22 protein-coding genes are annotated in these 25,075 nt (G+C 39.7%); 14 read left to right on the top strand and 8 right to left on the bottom strand.

Annotated features, from left to right (window positions below; genetic code table 11):
* The 8 genes from ACHWSC_RS07255 to ACHWSC_RS07220 all read left to right on the top strand — a co-directional run bounded on the left by ACHWSC_RS07255 (window position 1) and on the right by ACHWSC_RS07220 (window position 8,533).
* Entirely contained in the window at window positions 1-915 is a 915-nt protein-coding gene (locus tag ACHWSC_RS07255; protein WP_227550153.1) for a putative zinc-binding metallopeptidase, read from the top strand.
* A gap of 5 nt (window positions 916-920) precedes the next feature.
* A complete protein-coding gene (locus ACHWSC_RS07250; RefSeq protein ID WP_394676320.1) occupies window positions 921-1,784 on the top strand; it encodes a DUF4302 domain-containing protein in 864 nt (287 codons plus the stop codon).
* 196 nt (window positions 1,785-1,980) lie between these two features.
* Window positions 1,981-2,643 (top strand): hypothetical protein, encoded by a 663-nt coding sequence (locus ACHWSC_RS07245; RefSeq protein WP_394676319.1) that lies wholly within the window; start codon window positions 1,981-1,983, stop codon window positions 2,641-2,643.
* A gap of 246 nt (window positions 2,644-2,889) precedes the next feature.
* Window positions 2,890-3,900, top strand: coding sequence for a hypothetical protein (locus tag ACHWSC_RS07240; protein ID WP_394676318.1), 1,011 nt, complete (start codon window positions 2,890-2,892; stop codon window positions 3,898-3,900).
* 684 nt (window positions 3,901-4,584) lie between these two features.
* A complete protein-coding gene (locus ACHWSC_RS07235) occupies window positions 4,585-5,367 on the top strand; it encodes a hypothetical protein (protein WP_394676317.1) in 783 nt (260 codons plus the stop codon).
* A gap of 232 nt (window positions 5,368-5,599) precedes the next feature.
* The gene (locus tag ACHWSC_RS07230) at window positions 5,600-6,031 is read left to right on the top strand and encodes a nuclear transport factor 2 family protein (protein WP_394676316.1); all 432 of its coding nucleotides are present in this window, start codon (window positions 5,600-5,602) and stop codon (window positions 6,029-6,031) included.
* 432 nt (window positions 6,032-6,463) lie between these two features.
* The gene (locus ACHWSC_RS07225; protein ID WP_394676315.1) at window positions 6,464-7,282 is read left to right on the top strand and encodes an energy transducer TonB; all 819 of its coding nucleotides are present in this window, start codon (window positions 6,464-6,466) and stop codon (window positions 7,280-7,282) included.
* Between the two features lie 258 nt (window positions 7,283-7,540).
* Window positions 7,541-8,533, top strand: coding sequence for an energy transducer TonB (locus ACHWSC_RS07220; protein ID WP_394676314.1), 993 nt, complete (start codon window positions 7,541-7,543; stop codon window positions 8,531-8,533).
* 150 nt (window positions 8,534-8,683) lie between these two features.
* On the opposite strand, the gene acs is transcribed toward ACHWSC_RS07220, so the two are convergent.
* Window positions 8,684-10,600: an acetate--CoA ligase gene (gene acs / locus ACHWSC_RS07215; protein WP_394676313.1), complete on the bottom strand. Its 1,917-nt coding sequence runs from the start codon at window positions 10,598-10,600 to the stop codon at window positions 8,684-8,686.
* A gap of 184 nt (window positions 10,601-10,784) precedes the next feature.
* Between acs and ACHWSC_RS07210 the strand changes: the two genes are divergently transcribed.
* Window positions 10,785-11,663, top strand: a complete 879-nt coding sequence (locus ACHWSC_RS07210; protein ID WP_145329921.1) for a hypothetical protein — start codon at window positions 10,785-10,787, stop codon at window positions 11,661-11,663.
* A 174-nt stretch (window positions 11,664-11,837) separates the two neighbouring features.
* Here the strand turns inward: ACHWSC_RS07210 and ACHWSC_RS07205 are convergent, their stop codons facing one another.
* From ACHWSC_RS07205 to rsmA, 3 genes are read right to left on the bottom strand one after another with little or no spacing between them, the layout of a single operon-like run.
* Window positions 11,838-12,770 carry an NAD(P)-dependent oxidoreductase gene (locus ACHWSC_RS07205; RefSeq protein ID WP_394676312.1) on the bottom strand — a complete coding sequence of 311 codons (933 nt, stop codon included), beginning with the start codon at window positions 12,768-12,770 and terminating at the stop codon, window positions 11,838-11,840.
* A 59-nt stretch (window positions 12,771-12,829) separates the two neighbouring features.
* A complete protein-coding gene (locus ACHWSC_RS07200; protein ID WP_394676311.1) occupies window positions 12,830-14,014 on the bottom strand; it encodes an FAD-dependent monooxygenase in 1,185 nt (394 codons plus the stop codon).
* 1 nt (window position 14,015) lies between these two features.
* Window positions 14,016-14,795 carry a 16S rRNA (adenine(1518)-N(6)/adenine(1519)-N(6))-dimethyltransferase RsmA gene (gene rsmA / locus ACHWSC_RS07195; protein WP_394676310.1) on the bottom strand — a complete coding sequence of 260 codons (780 nt, stop codon included), beginning with the start codon at window positions 14,793-14,795 and terminating at the stop codon, window positions 14,016-14,018.
* An 81-nt stretch (window positions 14,796-14,876) separates the two neighbouring features.
* On the opposite strand from rsmA, the gene pdxA reads away from it, so the two are divergent.
* From pdxA to miaA, 4 genes are read left to right on the top strand one after another with little or no spacing between them, the layout of a single operon-like run.
* A complete protein-coding gene (gene pdxA, locus ACHWSC_RS07190; protein ID WP_070560760.1) occupies window positions 14,877-15,932 on the top strand; it encodes a 4-hydroxythreonine-4-phosphate dehydrogenase PdxA in 1,056 nt (351 codons plus the stop codon).
* Window positions 15,933-15,987: 55 nt separating this feature from the next.
* Complete coding sequence (locus ACHWSC_RS07185) at window positions 15,988-17,421, top strand: CCA tRNA nucleotidyltransferase (protein ID WP_394676309.1); 1,434 nt, start codon at window positions 15,988-15,990, stop codon at window positions 17,419-17,421.
* Window positions 17,422-17,466: 45 nt separating this feature from the next.
* Window positions 17,467-18,060 (top strand): hypothetical protein, encoded by a 594-nt coding sequence (locus ACHWSC_RS07180; protein ID WP_070560757.1) that lies wholly within the window; start codon window positions 17,467-17,469, stop codon window positions 18,058-18,060.
* A 46-nt stretch (window positions 18,061-18,106) separates the two neighbouring features.
* A complete protein-coding gene (gene miaA, locus ACHWSC_RS07175) occupies window positions 18,107-19,027 on the top strand; it encodes a tRNA (adenosine(37)-N6)-dimethylallyltransferase MiaA (protein ID WP_394676308.1) in 921 nt (306 codons plus the stop codon).
* 154 nt (window positions 19,028-19,181) lie between these two features.
* On the opposite strand, the gene ACHWSC_RS07170 is transcribed toward miaA, so the two are convergent.
* Entirely contained in the window at window positions 19,182-20,252 is a 1,071-nt protein-coding gene (locus ACHWSC_RS07170) for a branched-chain amino acid aminotransferase (RefSeq protein ID WP_046672808.1), read from the bottom strand.
* Between the two features lie 324 nt (window positions 20,253-20,576).
* On the opposite strand from ACHWSC_RS07170, the gene ACHWSC_RS07165 reads away from it, so the two are divergent.
* Window positions 20,577-20,735, top strand: a complete 159-nt coding sequence (locus ACHWSC_RS07165) for a hypothetical protein (protein ID WP_157698580.1) — start codon at window positions 20,577-20,579, stop codon at window positions 20,733-20,735.
* A gap of 192 nt (window positions 20,736-20,927) precedes the next feature.
* Here ACHWSC_RS07165 and ACHWSC_RS07160 read toward each other — a convergent pair whose 3' ends face one another.
* From ACHWSC_RS07160 to recJ, 3 genes are all read right to left on the bottom strand, one after another.
* On the bottom strand, window positions 20,928-22,442 hold the full coding sequence (locus ACHWSC_RS07160; protein WP_394676307.1) for a GH3 auxin-responsive promoter family protein: 1,515 nt from the start codon (window positions 22,440-22,442) through the stop codon (window positions 20,928-20,930).
* Window positions 22,443-22,464: 22 nt separating this feature from the next.
* Window positions 22,465-23,199 (bottom strand): LPS export ABC transporter ATP-binding protein, encoded by a 735-nt coding sequence (gene lptB, locus ACHWSC_RS07155; protein WP_028072074.1) that lies wholly within the window; start codon window positions 23,197-23,199, stop codon window positions 22,465-22,467.
* Window positions 23,200-23,354: 155 nt separating this feature from the next.
* Entirely contained in the window at window positions 23,355-25,055 is a 1,701-nt protein-coding gene (gene recJ / locus ACHWSC_RS07150) for a single-stranded-DNA-specific exonuclease RecJ (protein WP_070560747.1), read from the bottom strand.
* Window positions 25,056-25,075: the final 20 nt, after the last annotated feature.

The following is a 25,075-nucleotide window of genomic DNA, read 5'->3' as shown; positions in this document are numbered from 1 at the left end:
ATGAAAAACAACAATCTATTAATATCAATATTAGTGTCCTGTGGAGTGATGTTCTCTGCCTGTAATAAGGAGGATAAACTTGATTCTAAAAGTGTTTTTGTGGATTCAGAAATCCCCAAAAATGCATTAGATAACTATTTGTACAACAACTATACAAAGCCATATAACGTAGAAATACTTTATAAATATGTTGATAAGGAATCCAATATGACCTATCGATTGGTGCCAGCTCCATATGACGCTTCGATTCGTTTGTCGAAACTGATGTTGTTTTTGGTGATGGATCCGTATAGTGAAGTAACTGGAAGTACACAGTTTTTAAGAAATAATTTTCCAAAGATCATTACTTACACAGGTTCTGTACCAGTACAGACAAATGGTGTTATTATTCTTGGTACAGCTGAATCTGGTACAAAAGTTTCTTTATACAATTTACTGGAGCTCAATGAAGCTAATGGTAAAAATCCTCAATTCTTGACCAACGGATTCTTCAAGACGGTACACCATGAATTTCAGCATATCTTAAATCAAAATAAACCCTATCCGAGCAATTTTAGAGAAATTTCGGGTAGCAACTATATTGAAGATGAATGGAATACCAAGTATCCAAACACCCCAGTTGGAATTGGGACCGCTATAGCAGCCGGCTTCATATCGCCATATGCTTCTAAGGCCGATACTGAAGATTTTGCTGAACTGTATTCGTTCTATGTTACGCGAAGTCAAGCTGATTTTGATGCCATGTTGAATGTAGAAAATTCGACAGCAGCGGGAAGGGCATTGATACTATCAAAATTGGCTATTGTAAAAAGCTATATGAAGTCCGAATGGGGAATCGATATGGACATTTTACGTGCTAATATTATTGCCCGTTATCCTCGACTCAGTACGTTTGATCAAACAACTTTAAATTAAGAAAAATGAAAATAAAACTATTTATACTCGCAATAGCCATTTTATCTTTGAGCGTAAGTTGTGAAAAGAAAATGGATCGGATTTTTGATGAGAGCCCGACTGATCGGTTGAATGCAAGTGTGTCCAATGTATATTCAACATTGCAGTCTAATAAAGATGGTTGGATAATAAAATACTATCCAAGTAGCGCATTAGAGTTTGGTGGTTATACATTATTTGCAAAATTTACAAACGGAGTTGATGTTACTGTAGAAGGCGATATGACGACTCTGGCAGCACAGACAAGTACATACACAATCGTACCGGGTGCAGGACCTATTTTGACATTTGACACCTATAATCGCCTTTTTCATTATTTTGCATTGCCAGGGTATTTCAATAAAACAAGTGCTTATCAATTACCTGGTTTCCTAACTGCACAAATAGGTTCCGTTAATGAGGGAATGAAAGGCGAAAATGATTTCTTGGTAACAAAAGCATCAGCTGATTCCATTGTTATGGAAGGTAGAAAGTCGTACAATAAGGTTGTGATGGTCCCGATTAAATCTTCAGAGGCTTCTACAATTATAGCGACCTACCGCGCTGCGCTTACAAAATTCCATGCATTTTCAAATTACAAATTTGAAGTTGGGACAGAATCCTTCGCAGCAACATTTTCAACCGCAGCAACGAAACGAGCATTATTGATTGCAGGTAATACTAAACCATATGCTTATCGTTATACGCCTACTGGACTCGAATTTTACACAGAATATGAAGTAAATGGAGTGAAGTTTAGAGAATTGAAGTATGTAGAACCAACAGGAGCGTATACCAAAGGGTATTTTACCAACGATGCGGGTACGATCAAGTTAGTTCCACAAAGTTAAAAGCAATTTTCTCCCTACGGAATCAGGGAGAAAGTTTCATATGTTTATTTAATGGCCCCTTCAGAATATTTTTTGGAGGGGCTTTTTTGTAAATATTTTTTTCCATGTAATGAATTTATTGATTTAGTTGTCATAATTAAAAGGTGTAGGCCTTACCTTAATTAGTTTAATTGAAATAAACCAAAATGTGAATTTTATGAAGTATTTTTTTAGTGCCCTTTTATTTGTTTTTGCAGCTCAGTTATTTGCGCAACAAAAAACCAGTCAGACTAAACATCTGCCATTTGAGACGATCTATTTTGCCGGTGTTCAATTTAACAATGCAAGCAATTTGAATAGGATTTTGAAAGATTATGATTCCGGAAAGGTACCTGGGTTTGGCTGGAATGCTGGAGCTGGACTTGCATACAGGATGAAACAAACCCTTATTGGCGTGAATTTTAGCTTGTCGACAAGCAGTAAAAACGACAATACGATGAACACAGGAGATTTTACGGTTTATGTATCTACCAATGCGATACGTACAGGCAGATTGATCTTTAGTCCGCAGCTGGGAGTCGGTACACAGTCTACTACTTTTACGGTTCAAAAGAAAAATCTGAATGGAGAATTTGGAGACTTTTTGACCACGCAGTCCAATCAAACTAAAATGGAGCATGATGCTGCTATTGTCGATTTAAGTATTACGTTGAAAACATCCAATTCCGAACGCACTAGCTTTCGCCCGGAATGTAGAATAGGTTATAAATCGTCTATTGCACAGAATGAATGGAAAGTAGTGAATGCTGCAGTTTCGAATGTTCCGAAGGATAGACTGGGCCATTTCTATCTGCAATTGGCTTGGGGTATTGGACGATAAAAGCAAAACAAGGAATAGCGGATGCAGTTATAAATTTAATCTAATGTTCGGACGTTTTAGTTAGCACCATTACCGCATAAGTTAACTTATCGTTATACTTTTTTGAATGCCCTACTTGAATTTGCTGTAAAACATATAGATGGTGAATAGGAGAGAAAGTGTATGATCCATAAAGAAGTATAGGTGTTGCAGAAAAGCAAATAATGCGATAACTTAGCGAAACCTATTTTCTGAAATTTAATTACCATGAAACGGATTATTTTCCTCCTATTCATTATTCTTATAAAGGCTGTTGCAGTGCAAGCGCAACAAAAGACCAGAGCGTTTCTATTTACGAAACCACATAAGATCGTCGAGAACGCTAAGTATGGCAAAATAAATCTATACGACGCAAGAGAGATAAAAGATAATCTCGGCGTCATACAGGTCGGTATGATGAACGCAAACCGGTTGTTGGTGGCGGAGCCATCATTGGAAAAACAGTTGCAGAGCCAATTGGAACAAATAACCGGTCGTAACGGCAATGGTGAATTGCTGATGCGGTTGGAAAAATTCTGCATAGCGGAATTGACGGGAGCTTTTTCTGAAAAGGGATTTTTGGATTTTAGAGCAATCTTATTCTCAAAAGAGGCTAATGGAGAATATTTACAGCTGGCCCGAGTTGATACAGCTATCGTCGTTAAAGGGATGGATGTAACGAAAGCGACTTTGGCACGCGCCAGCGAGGTGGTCAATAACCTGATTTTTGACGCTTTAACCAAAAGCGGCGACACGACAAAAAGCTACAGTTTCAGCGAAATCGAACATTACGACGATATTCAAAAGAAACAATTGGCACTTTATAACACGGAAACATATAAAGATGGGTTATATCTGACCTACGAAGAATTTGCCCTTCAAACACCATCAGGAGGGCAGGCCCAATTAAGAGAGGGCGATTTAAACTTAGGCTTCTTTAAGGAGAATGAAAAAGGGAAACTGAAAAAGGTAAACCCGAAAGATTATTATGCAGTAGTGCATGCTGGTAATCCTTTTATTTCAAGTCAGGATCAGTTTTATGCTTTAATCAAGGAAGATGATGATTTTATTTTTGTAGGCCCCGTTGTGGAAACTGCATCTGCAACCAATGTTGTTGTAGCTTCGGTGTTGCTAGGTGCAATAGGAGGTGTGTTGGTAGCAGGCCCTGAAACAAACTACTATACGCAGAAACTCGACTATGCAAATGGTAGCTTTATTCGAATGCTGAATAAACAATAATATGTATCTCTTATTTACATCGTAAAAAACTTTTGGTCGAATCTAGTATATCGTCTTATATTTTGTTTAAAATTTGATGCGTTCGCAGTTTTCCACAAATTGTTAACAACATTATGGAAAACGTTATCAATCCAGAGTTGCTAAATAGGTTTCTTTTTATCGAAATGGATTAATTGTATAAATTAAATAAATTTCTCTTTGGATATTAAATGTTTTTGTATATTAAGTTGTACTATATTAACCCTTGACCAATGAAAAGCAAATTTATACTTGTTTTAATATTGTCCTTCATCGTCTGCTTTTCAATAGCAGCTGCTGTATACTATTTCCTAGATGAGAAATCGTCCATTCCCGATTCCTTGTTCGTGGGGGCTATATCAAGCTCTATCGTGATTACATTATTCTCAAAGTTTAACACAGTCGCTCGACGCAAATAATCATATTTTCTTGGCACCAACTCTACACCAACCTGCGATCAACTCCGTACTGTAACCACCTTGTGTGCACAGTGAGTCCACGTTGAGTCCACCTTTTAAGGGTGCTTTCACTGTACAGACATCCTGTTTGCATCTTGCTTGCAATTAGAAGGTGGTTAGGAGTTGGTTATAACTAATCCCCAAAAAGGTATCACTAAATTTTCAAATTTATAATTGCTATTTGCTGCAGCTTCCGAAATCCTTAAAAATGAACAAGATACTTGACATAGGGTCGTTTTGGTGGTATATTTATTGTATGGGAATAAATGATAATGGCTATATCCGTGGACTGGTTGGCCCACTGGTAAGCAGAAAGGTAGGAACAAAGAACTACATTCAAGGTAAACCACACCGTGTAAAACAAAACGTCGACACGAAGAATGCTGGTAAAGATTTTGGACAGGCAAGTCGCGCAGGCGCTGCAATTAGGCAGGCTTTTGGCTTAGTGCATCAGGCACTGCATGATGGACAAATGGGCAATCGCTTGAATAGACAGATTTATAGGGCAATGAAGACAAATATCAATGACGATAGGGGAACACTTTGCCTAAACAACTGTAAGCTCGACAGATTGGTGAATTTCCAATTCAATGAAAATTTCCATATGCAGGATGCACTGAATATCGATCCAACAGTTAGCCTAACCGATGAGAATCAGATCGAAATATCATTTCCAATATTTCACATTAACCGAGCATTGCTGATACCCAAAGATTGTAATGCTATCGCCTTTAAATTCCATACCTTTTCTTTCAATTTCAAAGAAAGGGAGTTCACTGAGGTAAAGGATGAAGAATGGGAAATTGATATCGTCTATGGACAGGATCCAATTCCGGCCAAGATGATCAGCATTCCATGCAACGAATTTGTTGGTACACCCATCCTGGTTGGATTTACGATCATATATCTTTATAAAGATGGCCGACGGTGCAATGTGCTCAATGAAGTTGATTGTACGCCTGCAACTATTCTAGCTGCTTTCCAGTTATAAAAGTGATATTAATCTTTACGTATATTTTTTCCTACCGGAGCGGATATCCATTTACCGCTCCTTTACCTCCATTTACCGACTTTTTTATTCCGTTGATCTAAATGTAATAAAATGGGATGCCGCGTTGTCTTACTTTTGAATCAGAATCTTAAAGGAAATGATGCAACAAAATCAATATCCTTGCGACAATAAGAAAAGAGATAAAAAACTAACAATATAAAGTATAGCAATTATGAAAACTTTAGTAAAGACATTCGCAGCAGCAGCATTGATTACACTATCAACTTTCGCAATGGCAGCAGCTGACCCTGGTAAAGCATTGAACCTTTCCACAGCCGATTTGGCCATCGATAGCTATGTATCGGTAATGACAGAAGGCGCATCTCAGGGTGTAGAAAAATTGTTCGCATCCGAATTCAATCAAAAAGTTCAGGGAAAAGCTGCACGCACCAATAGCCGTTCAGAAGTCATTTCGTTCCTGAAAAAGCAAAAAGGTGAAAAATTGAATTGCAGCACAAGTACTGAAGTACTCGAGGAATCTGAAAACTATATGGTGGCACGTATCACTATGAATTTTGAGGATTTCACGAAAACAGATTTGGTTACATTGATCAATGAATCGGGAACCTGGAAGGTTGCAAGTTCTGTAAACTCCTATAAATAGAAACTGTTTAATTAAATTCATATGTTTATTTTAGCCACGTCGGGATGATGTGGCTTTTTTTGTTTCACAATCTCTTAGCGAATCTGAAATGGCTTTATTACTTACATGAGTAACGTTTTTAAGTTATCAACAGAGTTATTAACATTATGTTGATAACCTAGTTTCCTCAATTGCAGCGATAGTTGTAATAAGTAATAATTAATTAACCTGCTTATTTCTTGTTTGGCTGCTCCATTTGTTATTATTGCAATACTATTAACAAATTTTATGAAATCCAACTTGTATTTAGCGGCAAAGCTGATTTGTTATTTGCTATTCAATCTATTTATATTTAATGCTAGTGCTCAGGTTGAGAGAACAGCATACTATACAAAGGCAGGGCGAGAAACCAAACTAAAGGATTCAGCCTTTTTTTCCAGAACCATAGTTCATATGACAGATCAGCCTATGTCATACTTTAAGATCGTAGAGCATTATTTACCGAATAATACCATTAAGCTAAATGGAACAGTGCAGGATACAGGTATTATTTTAAAATTCTTTGGGAGGCTGGAGGAGTTTTATTTCAATGGTGAAAAGCGAAGTCTAGAAAATTTTAATTCAGAAAATGTACGTGTTGATTCAGCATTTTACTGGTATCCGAATGGGAAGTTAAGAACAATTTCACATTACCCATTTAACGATAAAATAAAGGGCGGTGTCGCATATTATATCGCACATTACGATTCGTTAGGCAATAAGACTCTTGAAAATGGAAACGGTTTTATTCGCATTGAGTATGATCATGACGATTACCTACAGGGAGAAATGGAAAATTACCGACGTGAAGGTAAATGGGAGGGTATAATGTCTAAGCTGCCAATTACCGAGGTCTTTGCGCGAGGCAAGCTGCTCTTTGGTGTCAAAACCAAAGAAAATGGAACGACCATTAGCTATGATTCAACGACCTATTGGGTTGATCCCGTTTACCCAAGAGGAATGCCAAAATTGATGAACTTTGTTTCTAGACATTATAAATGGCCTAAAGAAGCTAAACGAAATAATGTTAAGGGAGTATTGGAAATTAGTTTTGTTGTGAATAAGGAAGGATATTTAGAAGATATTGTTGTGAAAAAAGACTTGGGCTTTGGTACGGGCGAGGAGGGTATTCGTGTGTTAAAAATGGCCGAAAGATGGAAACCGGGAATACAGCGTGGAGAGCCTATCGGTGTAATGTTCACGATGCCAATTCGGTTAGATGCCAATCCTTGATTGATGGTCCGCTCAAAAAGACTGATTGTGTTTTTGGAGTGTAGTTGTTCTTCCGTTCCTATAGTGAAGACTAAAATGAAGTTCTGTGAATAAATGAAGTCCTCAATTTTGGTGACAAGTTGGGTTATTAACAATCTTATTAACATCATGTGGAAAACTTGATTTTACAGCATGATGTTGACCATAAATAGAAATAAGTATTATTTAATCGATTAATTTTTTATTTAACCAGGATATTTGTTATTATTATCAATTATTATGAAGTATTATTTACATTTTTGGGGCTCAACCGTCTGTTTTTTGTTATTCAATTTTTTCTTATCAAATCTTTATGCTCAGGTTTCTTTTACAAGTTATCATAAGAAAGATGGCGATGAAACAAAACAAGCGGATTCGGCCTATTATATGCGGACAATTCATGTTGATGCATCGGGAAAGGATAAAGTTTATCGTGTAGAGGAGTTTTACACGCGCAATGATTCGATCAAACTCAGTGGCATCAGTACAAATGCGCTTTATCCATTTAAATTTCGCGGGCGAAAGTACGAATTTTATGAACAGGGAACGTTAAAAAGCTTAGAAAACTACAGCGACGAAAGTGCTCTTATAGATTCTGCTTTTTATCTGTATCCAGGGAATAAATTGGAGAAGATTGTTTTTTATCCGAGTAGTCTCGATAAAAAAGGAAAACTGAAAATAGAAGATCCCATTTATGTTCTGTACTATGATTCTTTTAACAACAAAACGTTGGAAAATGGGAACGGATTTATTCGGCTAAATTATGGGTGGAGTTATGAAGAGGGACAAATGAAAAATAATTTGCGCGAAGGTGAATGGAAAGGAAAGATGGGAAAGGATAGCTTTGTTGAAACGTACTCGAATAATCAATTAGTGTCAGGGACTAAAACAAAGGTTGACGGAGAGGTTTTTAAATATGATTCGTCTAACTTTATGAGTCCGCCTGATTACCCCGGTGGAATTTCTAGACTGATGGGCTTTATAGCGAGCAATTATGTCTACCCAAAGGACGCGATTAGTAATCAGGTGTCTGGTGTGGTCATGATAGCGTTTGTGATAGACAAAGATGGTAACATAAAAGATCCGGTAGTAAGGAAAGATTTAGGTTTTGGAACAGGGGAGGAAGGAATCCGTGTTATAAAAAAAGCAGGCAAATGGAAGCCCGGAATACAACGTGGAGAGAAACTAAATGTGAAGTATTCGCTCCCAATCCGCTTGAACACATCGCGATAGAACTGTTTAGATAGCATTAAATAAGGAGATATTAAATGTAATCTCTCGCATATTTGAAATGAAATTCTAGCGGGATAATGGTAAAATATCTAAAAAGGGCTTTCCAATTTTTTGGAAAGCCCTTTTTAGATATAAAATATTTAAGATAGACTATTTTCTCAAAGCCGCAGCGCCTTTGATGATTCCTTCTACAACGGCAGGATCCTGAAGTGTTGAAGTATCTCCTACATTGGCGATATCGTCTTCGGCAATCTTGCGTAAGATACGACGCATGATCTTTCCTGAACGTGTTTTTGGTAGATCATCAACAAATTGGATAATGTCTGGTTTAGCAATTGGACCGATAATACGTGAAACGGTTTCCATGATATCCTTTCTGGTTGCTTCTGCATCGGTATGGTGATTCGCAATGACATAAGCATAGATACCCTGGCCTTTTACTGGGTGCGGATATCCGACAATGGCAGATTCAACAACGTCAGCGTGCATATTGATGGCATTTTCCACTTCTGCTGTACCAATGCGGTGACCTGAAACGTTCAATACATCATCTACACGGCCTGTGATTTTATAATAGCCTTCTGGACTACGGAAACACCCGTCGCCTGTAAAATACATATCCTTATAGGTCGAGAAATAGGTTTGACGACATCTGTCATGATCCCCCCATGTCGTACGTAGCATACCTGGCCAAGGGAACTTGATACATAGGTTTCCTGTGACATCATTGCCTTCGATTTCTTTTCCATTCTCATCCATCAAAGCGGGTTGAATGCCCGGCATCGGGAACATCGCATAACTTGCTTTTTCCGGTGTTACTCCCGCCAATGAAGTGATCAAGTGGCCTCCATTTTCTGTCTGCCAATAGGTATCAACAACAGGACAATTCTTTTTACCAACTTTCTCATTAAACCAGTTCCAGGCTTCTTCGTTGATTGGCTCACCTACAGATCCCAAAACACGCAAAGAGGAAAGGTTGTTCTTGTCGACAAATTCGTCACCAAAAGCCATCAATGAGCGCAATGCAGTAGGGGATGTATAGATAATATTGACGTTGAACTTATCAACAATGTCCCAATAACGGCTCGCATCCGGGAAGGTTGGAATACCCTCAAACATTAAAGAAGTAGCTCCTTGTGATAATGGCCCGTAGACGATATAACTGTGTCCTGTAATCCAGCCAATATCTGCTGTACAGAAAAATACATCGTTTGGCTTATATTGGAACGTATTCATAAAGGTATAGCCTGTATACACCATATAACCGCCACAGGTATGTACTACACCTTTAGGCTTACCTGTGGATCCCGATGTATAAAGGATGAATAAGTTGTCTTCCGCATCCATCTCTTCTGCTGGACATGCTGGATTTCCTTGTGTTTCTACTTTTTTGATCTCATCTTCCCACCATACATCGCGTCCTTTGATCATCGATACCGGTGTACGTGTACGTGTTAAGACAATTACTTTTTCAACAGTGTCACATTGCATTAAAGCATCATCCACAATGTTTTTTAAACCAATGGTTTTATTACCACGGTAACTACCATCTGAAGTAACGATCAGTTTGCATTCCGCATCGACGATACGATCCGCGATCGAACGCGCTGAAAAGCCTCCAAACACCACCGAGTGGATAGCGCCGATACGGGCACAGGCTAATACAGCGATAACCAATTCAGGAACCATTGGTAAGTAAATACATACCCGGTCTCCTTTTTTGATGTTATTATTTTTAAGTACGTTGGCAAATTGCTCTACCTTTTGTAGTAATTGCTTATAGGAAAGAATGCGGTGCGCTTCATTTGGATCGTTAGGTTCCCAGATGATGGCTGGTTTATCACCATTAGCATAAATATGGCGATCAAGACAGTTTTCTGTAATATTTAATTTAGCACCCTCAAACCATTTGACATTGGGTTCCTCAAAGTTCCAGCTCAGCACTTTATTCCATTTTCTCTTCCAGAAAAAATGATCTGCAATGCTCGCCCAAAACTCCTCAGGTTGTTCTACACTTCGCTTATATTCACTTTGATATTCTTCAAATGATTTTATTTGTAGGCTCATCGTTATTAGGATTATTATGAATTATTTTAATTTATATTGTTATCGTTGCGAAATTGTTTTTGATATTTCGATTTCGGTGTACAATTTAGCGGTTTTTGCCCATTTTATCAAAAAATTGATGTTTAATATAATGTTAAACTACTTTTATCTATAAGATTGTTATCTTGCATCAAGATTTACCAAGATGTCTTTTCTAAGAAAGCTATTCTATATTACAATCTATACAAATCTTCTGATCGCCATGGCGGCCATGGCACAATGTGCGCTGACTTATATCATATTTGAACGACCTATCAATTGGTATATTGTTTTAGTGGAAGGAACAGCGACTTTGTTGCTTTATAATTTTAGCCTGTGGTGGTCCAAACCGAAGAACCCAAAAGAATCAAAATTCCCGCGGACACGCTGGATCTTTAATCATGAATGGGTCATGTGGTTAAACAATGGTATCGCTTTGCTTGTGCTCGGTTATTGCTTGTGGTATATTCATGTGTACTCTTTTTTGTTTTTGGGTTTTATTGGAATCCTGAGTTTGTTATACGGAATGCCCCTGTTTACCTTCCGTGACCGCAAAGTGGGCCTTCGACAGATACCCGGGGCCAAGATTTTTCATATTGCCCTAGTTTGGGTCTGCAGCAGTGTGGTGCTTCCCTATGTGGAACTGGCCAACGTCGGTGTCAAAATAGATCAGTGGGTTTTTATTGCGCTCTGCGGATTGAAGTTCATATTTTTGATTATCTGTACCCTGCCTTTTGATATTCGGGATATCCAACAGGATTCCTATTATCACCTGCGGACTTTGCCCAATATGCTGGGCGAACAAAAAGCTAAAAATCTAACTTATGGGCTGTTGGGCCTCCATTGTGTTTTGATCCTGACGGTACCTTATACGATACCTATTAAAATTGGATTGATTCTGACCAACGTGCTCATATTTGCTTTGCTAAAATTGGCCGTTTTCAAAACAAAAGATCATTATCACTATGCTTATCTACTTGACGGTAGCTTGGTGCTTCAGTTTCTGATTGTTGTTGTTATCGGTATCTTTAGTGCCGGAACCTGATTTTTTATACGTTTCAAGAGCAATAGGTTACTTTAACCTCCTAAGCGTGTATGGATAGGAGGAGATTGATTGATTGATTGATTGATTGATTGATTGATTGATTGATTGATTGATTGATTGATTGATTGATTGATTGATTGATTGGAGATTTTGGCAAATAGCTCTTTGTAAAAATTAAGTTGTCAGAAAGGCGATGATCTTATCGGCAGCCACTTCCGATAATTTATAATAACTTTCGAATGTCCATCCGGCAACATGTGGAGATAAGATCACATTGTCTCTACCGATAAGATCTGCATACCAGTTCTGTTCAGCGAGTTTTGGGAATTTTTCTACGGGCAATACATCAAATGCTGCTCCGATAATGGAACCTGAATCAAGGCCGCTAAGCACTGCGGGTACTTGTACAATACCGCCTCGTGCCCCCAGTAAAAAGAAAATAGGTTTTTCAAATTTAGCCAGATAATCCACATCAATCATCCCCTTTGTTTCATCCGTTAAGGGGATATGGAAACTGATCACATCGGCTTCTTTGCAGATCTTTTCCATGTCTGCTGCTGATGCATATTGATCGGCGTAGTCGATTCGATATTTATCATAGGCAAGCACCTGTACATCAAAACCGGATAGTTTTTTTGCCATAGCCATACCATTGTGCCCATAGCCGATCAAGCCTACAGTACGTCCCTTAAGTTCGTATCCACGATTGGCTTCACGCAACCACTGGCCAGATCGTATTTGTTGGTCACCCCGATTCAGATTGTTCATTAGACTGAGCAACATACCGATCATATGTTCACCTACAGCATCCCGATTGCCTTCATTGGCCGGAATTAACAGCACATCTCTTTGCGCAGCAACTGTATCGTCGATATTGTCCATACCTGCACCAGCACGGGCGATAAAGCGGAGGTTTGGTGCCAGGTCAAAAAAAGCCTTATCTACCTGAAATTTGGAACGGATAACCATCCCCGAGTAATTGCTGATAATTTTTTCAGCCGCTTCCCGACTGATATCCGGTTGATAATGGAACGCGATTCCTGCCTGTTCAAATTTCTCAAGCATGATTTCATGAATGTCGTCGACGATCAAAATGGTAGTTTTCATTCAGTTATTTTTTTATGTGGGACTGATCAGTGGATACTGTTGTGGTGTAGTACGATGATTTAGATCCCAGCGTCATGATTATGGTTGATCTGCATAAAATCTACAGATAATAATTTGTTTAATTGTTGTTGTTTCATGCGGTTAGGCATTATTTTCATGCCAAAATTTCGCATTCTTATCAGGAATGGATTCTCCCATTGTGCGATTTTTCCTATCCTCCAGGAAGTATTACAGATGTAATTTACCCGATCCAATCTTCTTTTTTCGAATCCTTGAAAAGCCAAATTAACGGAAGCTGCGGTCTGGAGTTCATCCACGAGAACAGCAACATCTTCAATAGCCTGACAGGCTCCCTGGCCCAAGTTGGGAGTCGTTGCATGTCCAGCGTCACCCAATAATAGAATATTGTCAAAAGCGAGTTGCTGAAGTGGTTCGATGTCAATGATGTCATTTGCAATTAGCTCGCTATCCTTTGTTTCCGAAAGAATCGTTGGAATAGTGGCATGATAATCTTTAAAATTTTCGAGGAGCTCCTTTGTTTTCCAGTTTTTTAAGACCGGATTTTGTGCCTCAGTATTGATGCATGCGTACCAATAGATGCGGTTATTGACAAGTGGGGTCATCCCAAACCGGCCTTTGCTGCCCCAGGTTTCTGTCCCTTTACTGAGCTGTATACTGCTATTATCGATGGTGGCCCGCCAACAGGTATAGCCTGAATAACGAGGTGCCGAGCCTGGTATGAGTTGTTGTCGTAATGCTGAGTGTACGCCATCGGCAATCAAAAGGGCTTGGCCGCGTACATGGCTTCCGTCTGCGAAATAAACTTGAATATCTTCTCCCTCTCGTTCAAAGGAAACGGCACGTTTGCCGAGATGAACTTGTCCATTGGGGATTTTGGATAAGAGAAACTGATGCAGATCTGCCCGATGGATAGCGAAATTGTCCTGTTGATATTTTTGACTGATTGACCTGGTGTCTGGTTCAACAAGAATATTTCCCTTTTGATCCAAGACATTATAAGATGCAAGGTAATGCCCAATCGGAACGATTTCATCCTTCAATCCGAGATGTTCCAAAGCTTGCATGGCGTTGGCTGCGAGCCCGAATCCAGCACCTATGCCTTTGAGTTCATTGGCGCTTTCATAGACATGTGCTTCAATACCTACTTTTGCAAGCCCTATTGCAGCACATAATCCAGCGATACCTCCGCCTACGATAATAAATGTGCTGTCCGTCGAATGCATATTAAAGGCTGTTTGCTATTTCGTTTGTTAAAACGACAAAATCATCTACTGTCAATCGTTCTGCGCGTAGCTCGTACAGTGGATTGTCGGACATTTTATCTTTGGGAACAACGCCCGAAAGTGAGTTACGGAGGGTTTTACGACGTTGATTGAAGCCCGCTTTAACAACACGCCAAAATAGTTTTTCATCACAATTCAATTGTTCACGGTCATTGCGCGTCATGCGGATAACGCCCGACAATACTTTTGGCGGTGGATTAAAAGCTCCTGCTTTTACAGTAAAAAGGTATTCTACTTTATAATAGGCCTGTAAAAAGACACTCAAGATACCATATTCCTTGCTGCCCGCCTTAGCTGTACAACGTTCGGCTACTTCTTTCTGGAACATACCCGTCATTTGAACGACACGTTGGCGTTCATCCAAAATTTTAAAGAGAATCTGGGAGGAGATGTTGTAAGGGAAATTGCCAATGACAGCCATTTTCTCACCAAAATACTGTGAAAAGTCAAGGTTCAGGAAATCACCGTGGATCAATCGCTTACCCAATTGGGGATATTTATCGTCCAAATAAGCAATGGATTCGTCATCCACATCGATCAAATAGGTTTCATATTCCTCTTTTTGCAAGAGAAAATCAGAAAGTACACCCATTCCTGGACCTACTTCAAGCACTTGGCTAAAACTCAGTTTAGGATCCAATGCTTCCACAATCTTTTGTGCAGCATTTTTATCGTTCAAGAAATGCTGTCCTAAATGTTTTTTTGCTCTTACTGTGCTCATGTTGCAAAAGTAAAAAATAAATAAGTGAAAAGTCATTCTAAGAAAAAAATCCCTATTTTTGAATCAAAGCATTTAAATAGAATGAGCGATAAATTAAAAATCGGAATTACCGTAGGCGATATTAACGGCATTGGACTTGAAGTCATCATTAAATCTTTGGTAGATCAGCGTATGTGCGATTTCTTTACGCCAGTGGTTTACGGAAATACAAAGGTTGCTTCTTTTCACCGTAAAGCGATCGGTGTAAATGATTTTAGTTTTAACGTGATCAATGATGCTGAGCAGGCGCATTCCAAAAGAGCAAATATGATCAATTGCTGGCAGGAAGACGTCAAGATTTCGTTGGGTGAAGAAAACGAAATTGGCGGTAAATATGCCTTCCTTTCGTTGGAGAAAGCTGTTGAGGACCTGAAAGCCGGCAAAATTGATGCTTTAGTGACTGCCCCAATTAATAAGCATAATATTCAACAGGAGGGATTTCAATTTCCGGGCCATACCGAATACCTGCAGGCCAAAGTAGAGGCTGATGATGTATTGATGTTTATGGTTTGTGATGAATTGCGTATTGGTGTGGTAACAGGTCATATTCCACTGCATGAGGTTGCGGCTAATATTACCGAAGAAGCTATTCTTAAAAAGCTAGCCCTGATGAATGACTCGTTGAAGAAAGATTTTTGGATTGAAAAGCCTAAGATCGCAGTTTTGGGACTAAATCCACATGCTGGCGATCATGGGATTATTGGCACCGAAGATGATCAGATCATTAGACCTACCGTAGAAAAAGCAAACGAACAGGGGATCTTCTGCTTTGGTCCATATCCTGCCGATGGATTCTTCGCAAAAGGTGCTTATGAGAAATTCGATGCGGTACTCGCGATGTACCATGACCAGGGGTTAATCCCTTTTAAGCATATTGCCAAAGGTGCCGGTGTAAACTTTACAGCTGGTTTACCTATCGTACGTACTTCGCCAGATCATGGTACAGGCTATGATATTGCTGGAAAAAACTTAGCTTCTGAAAGCTCTTTTGTAGAGGCAATTTTCTCGGCTTTACATATTGTAAAACGCCGTCGTGAACAAGCCGAATTACTTAAAAATCCACTTGCTTTCCGTAAGTTGTCCAAAGATAGGGATTAGGGAAAAAAATTGTTACTTTTGCAAACTGTTTGGTTTTTTACCTGCTGTTTTGACTATGTACGATAATTTACAACATCCAATCTTTTCAATCATTAAGGAACTCGCCGAGACAACAAATACAGAATGTTATGTCATTGGAGGGTATGTTCGCGACTATATTATGAAGCGGCCTTTTAAGAATGATGTGGATATTGTTGTCGTCGGCAGCGGCATTGAATTTGCGACTTTATTGGGTGAGAGGCTACATACTAAAGTTGCTGTCTATAAGAATTTTGGTACAGCAATGCTGGTTTATGAAGGACTCAATGTGGAGTTTGTCGGTGCCCGAAAGGAATCTTATCGTGCCAATTCACGTAAGCCTATTGTGGAAGACGGTACCTTATCCGATGATCAAAATCGACGTGATTTTACGATCAACGCGATGGCGTTTTCATTGAATAAAGCGGATTATGGTACTTTAGTGGATCCATTTGACGGCGTGCAAGATCTTGAACAGCGCGTTATTCGAACGCCTCTGGATCCGATAGAGACGTTTTCCGATGATCCACTGCGTATGATGCGGGCTATCCGTTTTGCGACACAGCTAAATTTTAAAATCACGATTGATGCGATCAAAGCGATTAGCGATACCAAAGAGCGAATAAAGATTATCTCGAAAGAACGTATTATCGATGAAATCAATAAGATTATTCTCTCACCTAAGCCGTCAGTCGGTTTTAAATATCTTTTTGATACTGGTCTCCTGGAATTGATATTTCCGGCCATGTATAATTTACACGGGGTTGATGTCATTGATGGCAAAGGCCATAAAGATAATTTCTACCATACGTTGGAAGTACTGGATAATGTATGTGAATTGTCTGAAGACCTTTGGTTACGTTGGGCGGCGATTATGCATGATATTGCTAAACCGGCAACAAAACGTTTCGATAAAAAGCTCGGCTGGACGTTTCATGGCCACGAAGATCGTGGAGCCCGTATGGTACCAAAGCTTTTTGCTGAATTGAAGCTGCCGCTCCATGAGAAAATGAAATTTGTTCAAAAACTGGTACAATTGCATCTTCGGCCTATTGTCTTGGCGCAGGATATCGTAACGGATTCTGCTGTACGTCGTCTCTTGTTTGAGGCGGGGGATGATATTGAAGCCCTTATGATGCTATGCCATGCGGATGTGACTACAAAAAATGAGTTTAAAAAGAAAAAATATCGTCAGAATTTTGAACTTGTCAAACAAAAATTGAAGGATGTCGAAGAGCGAGACAAGGTTCGAAACTGGCAGCCGCCGATCAGTGGAGAGGATATCATGGTCCTATTTGGCTTAGCGCCAGGGCGTACTGTAGGCCAGCTGAAAAATTTGATTCGTGAGGCTATTCTGGAGGGCGAGATTCCAAATTCCAGGGTAGAAGCTTATCAATTCTTGATAAAAAAAGCAGGGGAAATGAACCTGACGATCAAACAAGAAATCCCATTGGAAATTTCCGATTCTTAAAATATAGTATTAATTTTAGAGGGTTAAAAGAAGAAAATAGCAGAGATGGCAATTTATAGATTTAGAGTTACTTTTGAGGATTATGAAGATGTATATCGTGAGATCGACATGCCTTCTAAAAGTACATTTATAGACCTACATGAGGAAATCCATAAATCAACAGGTTATGCTGCGGATGCATCTTCCTCATTCTATGTGAGCAATGATCAGTGGAAAAAGGGAACGGAGATTGCATTCAAGCCTACACAACGTAAAAAAGATGCTGAGGTATTGTTGATGGAGAATATCCGTTTAAGTAAGTTTATTGATGATCCGCATCAGAAATTTTACTACGTTTACAATTTTGATCGTCCTTATGATTTCCAGGTTGAATTGATCAAGATCTTGAAGGAAGAGGATGGAAAGGACTATCCGGCGCTGTTTAAGTCTATGGGGCAGGTTCCCAAAACTATGACTGCGGCTAATTTTCCAGTGTCAGATTCGGTTGAAGAGGACGATTATGTGGAGGAAGACGATACGCAATATGGCGTCGATGATGAAGACGAATTGGATGGCTTCGACAGTGATGGTGACGATGAGGAAGAGGGCGAAGAAGGTGAAGAGCGTGAAGAATCCAACGGCTACGAAGACGAATATTAATTAAGAAGACTTTACAGGTTCTTTTCAGCCTGTGAAGTGCTATATTATGGCAAATAAAAAAACATTGATAGCCATTGTGGGGCCAACTGCTGTTGGTAAGACTACAATGGCTATTTCATTGGCGCAATATTTTAAAACAGCGATAATTTCTGCTGATTCTCGTCAGTTCTATCGGGAAATGTCTATTGGTACAGCTAAACCAGATTCAGCGGAACTTGCTGCTGCTCCTCATTATTTCATTGATTCACACTCCATCACGCAGGATTATTCTGCAGGCGATTTTGAACGTGAGGCCTTACTGAAACTAGAAGAACTATTTCAATTGCATGACGTCGTAATTATGGTAGGTGGATCGGGCCTGTTTGTACGGGCCCTGTGCGAAGGATTGGATGATCTGCCCAAGGCGGGGGATGAAGTGCGCGAGCGGCTTAATCATGAACTTGCAGTATTGGGATTGGAGGCCTTAAAAGATCGATTGAAAAGTATTGACCCTGCATATTTTGAAACGGCAGACATTGATAATCCGCAACGTGTCGTACGGGCGCTTGAAGTTTTTGAGGCGACTGGTAAACCGATGTCATTTTACCATAAGAAAGATGTCGAGAAAAGACCTTTTGATATCCTTACCATTGGCTTGAATATGGATCGGGCGAACTTGTATGAAAGGATCAATTTACGTGTAGATTTGATGATGAAAAATGGCTTACTGGACGAAGTGAAAGCTTTACTTCCTTTCAGAACGAAGCCTGCATTGCTCACTGTTGGTTACGCTGAGTTGTTTGATTATCTCGATGGCAAGCAGTCTTTGACAGAAGCGACCGAGAAAATCAAACAAAATTCGAGACGTTATGCCAAGCGACAGATTACATGGTTTAAAAAATATGGTAATACGCACTGGTTTCAATCCCAGGAGACATCCGCTATAATTGATTTTATTCAAAAGGAGCTGAATGGAGAGCATTCCTAAGGATCTAGCAGCAGTGAACTAGACATTATCCGCGAAGGTTCAAACGAGGGTTATAGACCGCTTTTCAAGGTATACATAACGTGCATAACGTATATAGGCCATAAAAAAAGCCTTTGTTATTAATAACAAAGGCTTTTTTATTTCATTTTGGAAATTACTTTACTAAATAGTTCCATCCGAATGGATCTTCTACTTTGCCATAGCGCAAGTCGTTGAGGTAATTCAAAACACGATTTGAAAACTCGCGGCCCTCTACCGGTGGCAAGTGGTAATCTTGTCCTTCAAAACCGATACGGCTGATATCCGTAATGGTGGCTGCAGTACCGGCAGCGAAAGCTTCAGTTACTGTACCGGCTTTAATACCGTCAATTAGTTCTTGAATAGATACCTTTCTCTGCTCGGCTTTATAACCCCATTTCTCCGCCAATTCCATAATTGTACGGCGTGTTACACCGTGTAAGATTGTATCACCATGTGGTGTAATAATCGTATCTCCAATGCGGAAAATAAGGTTTGCCGTACCTGCTTCTTCAATATATTTATGTTCAGAAGCATCTGTCCACATAATTTGGTCATAACCTTCGTCATTGGCCAATTGTGTAGGGTAAAGCGATAATGCATAGTTACCTGCATTTTTAGAAAAACCAACACCACCTTCTGCTGCACGCGTATAGTAGGTCTCAACTTTTAAGCTGATTGCTTTGCTATAATATGCGCCTACAGGGCCAGTGATAATGATAAATTTGTATGACTTTGAAGGGTGTACACCTAATGCTGCTTCTGTTGCGAACATAAAAGGACGGATGTACAATGATGAACCTTCTTTTGCCGGGATCCAGTTACGGTCAATGTCCAATAGTTTGCTTAGGCCATCCATAAAAATCTCCTCAGGTACCTCTGGCATTTGAAGACGTGCGGCAGATTTGTTGAATCTTTCCCAGTTTCTGTCCGGACGGAAGATACTCACTGTTCCGTCTGCAAATTTATAAGCTTTGATACCTTCAAAGATCGCTTGACCATAATGTAAAGCGGACATTGAAGGACTAATACTGATATCTCCATAAGGGACGATGCTGACATCTTTCCATTCACCGTCATCATAGTTTGCGACCAGCATGTGGTCGGATAAAATCTTTCCGAATTTTAGATTGTCGAAATCTACTTGCGAGAGTCTTGAATTTTGAGTTGGCTCTACGCGAATTGAATAGTTCTCTGTCGCGTTCATCTTATTTTTTAATTACTTAGGCTAAGTTAGGAAAAAAATGAAATATAAGTTGCACCTGTATCCGGATAATTTACCCGCTTCGATATGCCTTTTATTTCGGACAGTTGTTCCCTATTTTACTACACTTTTTTTGAAATGGAAGAATTTCACTTCATATTTCTTGGTTGGTCTGTATTAATAATTAAATGTGTTAATTATTGATTAATTAACACCGTGATTTCATATTATGGCATAAAGTTTGGCCATAAAGAATGCGGCCATATAGATGGGCTTTTTGGTCCGCAGTAACGCTATAAAATCACTTATCATAAAAATAAACTTAATATGGAATTGACTCACAGTCTTAACAAAAGTAGTGAAGTAACATCAGGCGATAATCGCTCAGTGTTACAGGGTGAAGTTGAAGTTCAGAAGAAAGGTATTTCTATGAATTTTATCCTTGGTTTTTTTGTTTTTTTATATAAAACGGCAATTAAACCTTAACAAACCTCCATTATAGTCTAAGCTTTCTTGAGCTTACCAATTAGACGAACTTACAGCAGTTCTTTAAAACAACAAAATTCAGCAATACGAGATTAGCCAAAATAAGGGAATCCAAAAATTTTGGCTAATCTCCAGCCGGAGACCGCCCCATTATTCGGTCAATGTGCGGAATTTTTCAGTCTGTACGCCGTATTATTCGGTTAGTATTTTCAACAGCGGGTCGAGATATTCGCGACTATTGCTCAATCTTGGAACCTTATTTTGTCCACCTAGCTTACCTCTTGATTTCATCCATTTATAGAACGTATTTTCGGGTGCATTGTGTACAATAGGTGGTCGTAGGGCCATATTCTTAAAACGTTTGGCGTCATAATCCGAATTGATTTCACGGAGTTTAGCATCCAATATTTCACAAAAACGCCTAAAATCATTGGGTTGTTGTTCAAATTCTATCACCCATTCATGTGCTCCGGCTTCGGCATCTTTAAAATACACAGGTCCAGCGGTATAATCTCTTATACGTGCCTGTGTCAACTTGCTCGCTTCGGCCAGGGCCTGTTCAGCGTTGTCAACAATAACCTCTTCGCCAAAGGTGTTAATGTATTGTTTGGTACGTCCGGAGATCTGAAAACGATAAGGAGATAATGACGTAAACTTGATGGTATCTCCGATCTTATAACGCCACAAACCAGCATTCGTTGAAATGATCAATGCATAGTTTTTGCCAAGCTCCACCTGATCCAAACGTAAGGTTGACGGATTTTCTTCGTGCATTCGCTCAGTAGGTAAGAATTCGTAATAAATGCCATAATCTAGCATAAGCAGAAGATCTTCCGAATCCGATTGATCTTGTAGACCAAAATATCCTTCTGAGGCATTATAATTCTCTAGATAATACATATTGTCAGAAGGGATCAATTTTTGGAATTGCTCGCGATAAGGTTTGAAGCTCACTCCGCCATGCCCATAAAACTCTAGATTTGGCCATACCTCCAAGAGGTTGTCTTTGCCTGTAATCTCAAGAATACGTTTGGCCATAACAATATTCCATGTCGGTACGCCAGCTAGGCTCGTTACGTTTTCTTTGAGGGTAATTTGTGCAATCTGCTCAATTTTCTCTTCAAAGTTTGGATTTAAAGTAACCTCCATATTGGGCGTTCGCTTAAATTCTGCCCAGAAAGGAAGGTTACGGATGAGGATTGATGAGAGATCGCCGTAGTAGGAGTCTGGACTGAAATTGTTGATTTGTGAAGAACCACCAATAACAACAGATTTTCCAGTAAATACGCGGTTTTCGGGTCTATTATGACAATAGATTGTAAGCATATCTTTACCGCCTTGGAAGTGACACTCTTCGAGTGCTTCCTCACTAACGGGAATAAATTTGCTACGGTCAGATGTGGTGCCTGAGGACTTGGCAAACCATTTGATATCAGAAGGCCACAGGATATTCTGTTCGCCTTTTATCATGCGGTCAACGTAACCCTTGATATCATCATAGTCTTGTATAGGGACGCGTTCTTTGAAGATTTCTGGCGTTAATATACTTGTATAATCGTATTTTTTTCCCCATTCTGTAGCTTCAGCAGTGGCAATTAAACTCTGGAACCATTCTTCTTGTACATCGTGTGGGTATTTCATGAAAAGTTCAATCTGGTGAATTCTTTTTTTCATGAACCAAGTAAAAATGGAGTTTAATAAGGCCATAGGGGGAGAGATTCTTTAATCTTTAAAATTTTTTCCTTCTTAATTCAAAATGTCGACCGAGATAAAATTTACGGGCAAGCTCATTATCTGCAATTTCCTCAGGTGTACCCGTCAGCATAATCTTTCCTTCGGTCAGGAGGTAGGCCCTGTCCGTAATAGATAGGGTTTCCTGTACGTTGTGGTCGGTAATTAAGATGCCGATATTACGGGTTTTGAGCTTGGCTACGATCGTCTGAATTTCTTCTACGGCGATTGGGTCAACCCCTGCAAAAGGTTCATCCAAAAGTATAAAAGATGGATTTGCAGCTAATGCTCGTGCAATTTCGGTACGTCGACGCTCACCACCGGATAACAAATCACCCCTGTTTTTGCGGACACGGTGTAGGCTGAATTCTGTGAGTAGTTCTTCCAGTTTTGCCAAACGTTCTTCTTTATTTGGATAGTGGATTTCTAATACAGCCAGGATGTTGTTTTCTACGGAGAGCTTCCGAAAGACCGATGCTTCTTGGGCTAGGTAACCTATCCCACGTTGGGCACGTTGGTACATCGCATCCTGCGTAATCTCCTGATCGTCGAGGAATACTTTGCCTTCATTGGGCTTGATAAGACCAACAATCATATAGAATGAGGTCGTTTTTCCTGCCCCATTGGGACCCAATAACCCGACAATCTCTCCTTGTTCCACATGGAAGGAAACATTGTTGACAACGGTGCGCTGCTTATATTTTTTTATGAGATGTTCTGCCTTTAAAATCATCTTCGTGGAGTGTCTTGTGTTATATGTATCTGTTCAATAGGACTACTTAAGAACCCTCACCGTTCTTTCATGCCTGGTATCTAATCCAGTATGAGGGTTTTATGCCTGACCAAATCTTGTGTAAATATATTTAATATCTTCTTACTATTGCAATACTAATACTTAATCCCTTTGATGTTTAGCTGTAAGTTTCTTTTGTTGCGCCACACATTCTCTTCAATGCTGTAACAGATGTCGAAACTTTGTCCGGAATTGATATGTGTGATATGTTCTGCCAGTCCAAAACCGATACAGTCAAATGAAGGAGAGTCTTCTTGAACAACGGTCATCTTGAGGTGATTGGTGCCTACAATAAAAGCTTGTCCTACTGCATTTACCTTTTTACTGAGGAAAATAGGAGATTCATTTTGGGGGCCGAAAGGTTCAAACTGCTGGAGAATACGGAAGAACTTAGCATCGATATCTTTCAACGCTAGCTTAGCATCGATCAAAATTTCTTGGGTCAGCATTTCAGGACTGATACGTCGCGATACCACTTCCTCAAAACGATCTTGGAATAGGGTGACATTATCTAAGGACATCGTTAATCCGGCAGCATATTTATGACCGCCAAATTGTTCCAATAGATCGGCGCATTCGCTTAAGGCTTCATACAAGTCAAAACCCAGTACCGAACGGCAGGAGCCTGCAATATGACCATTTGTTTCGGTCAATATAATCGTCGGACGGTAATATTTTTCGGTCAGGCGGGAAGCTACAATCCCAATGACACCTTTGTGCCAGTCGGCTTTATACAATACCGTGGATTTGCGGCTTTTAAGTAGGGCATTGTCCTCAATGAGTGCCAGCGCTTCTTCTGTTATTTTGAGATCAAAGTCTTTACGGACATTATTTTGATCGTCTATGCTCGAACTGAAGTCTTTGGCTTCTTGTAGCGATTTGGAAATCAAAAGCTTGACGGCGTCTTTGGCATGGTCTATTCTGCCCGCTGCATTAATGCGTGGGCCGATCTGGAACACGATGTCGTTAACTGTAAAGATCTTCGTTCGATTATTTGATAAGTCAATCAGTGCCTTTAGTCCGACGCAGGGATTCGTATTAAGTTTAATAAGGCCAAAGTGGCTGAGTATTCTATTTTCACCGGTAATCGGAACAATGTCCGAAGCGATACTCACGGCCACAAGATCCAGAAACTGATAGCAGGCATTGATATCCATGCCATTGGTCAATATAAAAGCCTGAATAATCTTAAAGCCGATTCCACAACCTGAAAGTTCTTTATAGGGATATTCACAGTCTGCACGCTTGGGATCTAATACGGCATAGGCTTTAGGAAGTTCTTCACCGGGAAGGTGGTGATCGCCAATGATAAAATCAATTCCTTTGCTATTTGCGTAATCTATTTTATCGACTGCTTTGATACCGCAGTCCAATGCAATAATTAAGCTGAAACCATTTGCTGCGGCATAGTCGATTCCTTGTGTAGAGATGCCATAACCTTCGGCATAGCGGTCTGGTATATAAAACTCCAGCTGGCTATGAAATTCCCTGAAAAAACTATAAACAACGGCTACCGCTGTGGTACCGTCTACGTCATAGTCTCCATAGATCAGAATTTTTTCTTTGTTGCCGATGGCTTGGATAATACGGGTGATGGCTTTCTCCATGTCCCGCATCAAAAATGGATCGTGCAAATCCGATAATTGAGGTCTAAAAAACTGCTTTGATTCGTCAAAAGTCTCAATTCCCCTGCTCACGAGCAACTCTGCCAATACAGTGTTGATGTTTAATTCCTCGCGCAGTTTGTTGGTTATTTTGACATCAGTTTTAGATTTTAGTACCCACCTTTTTTGCATATCTTTGCACAATATTTTAA

The sequence above is a fragment of the uncultured Sphingobacterium sp. genome, assembly GCF_964277905.1.
Classification (GTDB): domain Bacteria; phylum Bacteroidota; class Bacteroidia; order Sphingobacteriales; family Sphingobacteriaceae; genus Sphingobacterium; species Sphingobacterium siyangense.
The sequence above is the reverse complement of the archived record's forward strand: the minus strand, read 5'-3'. Positions and strand labels throughout refer to the sequence as shown.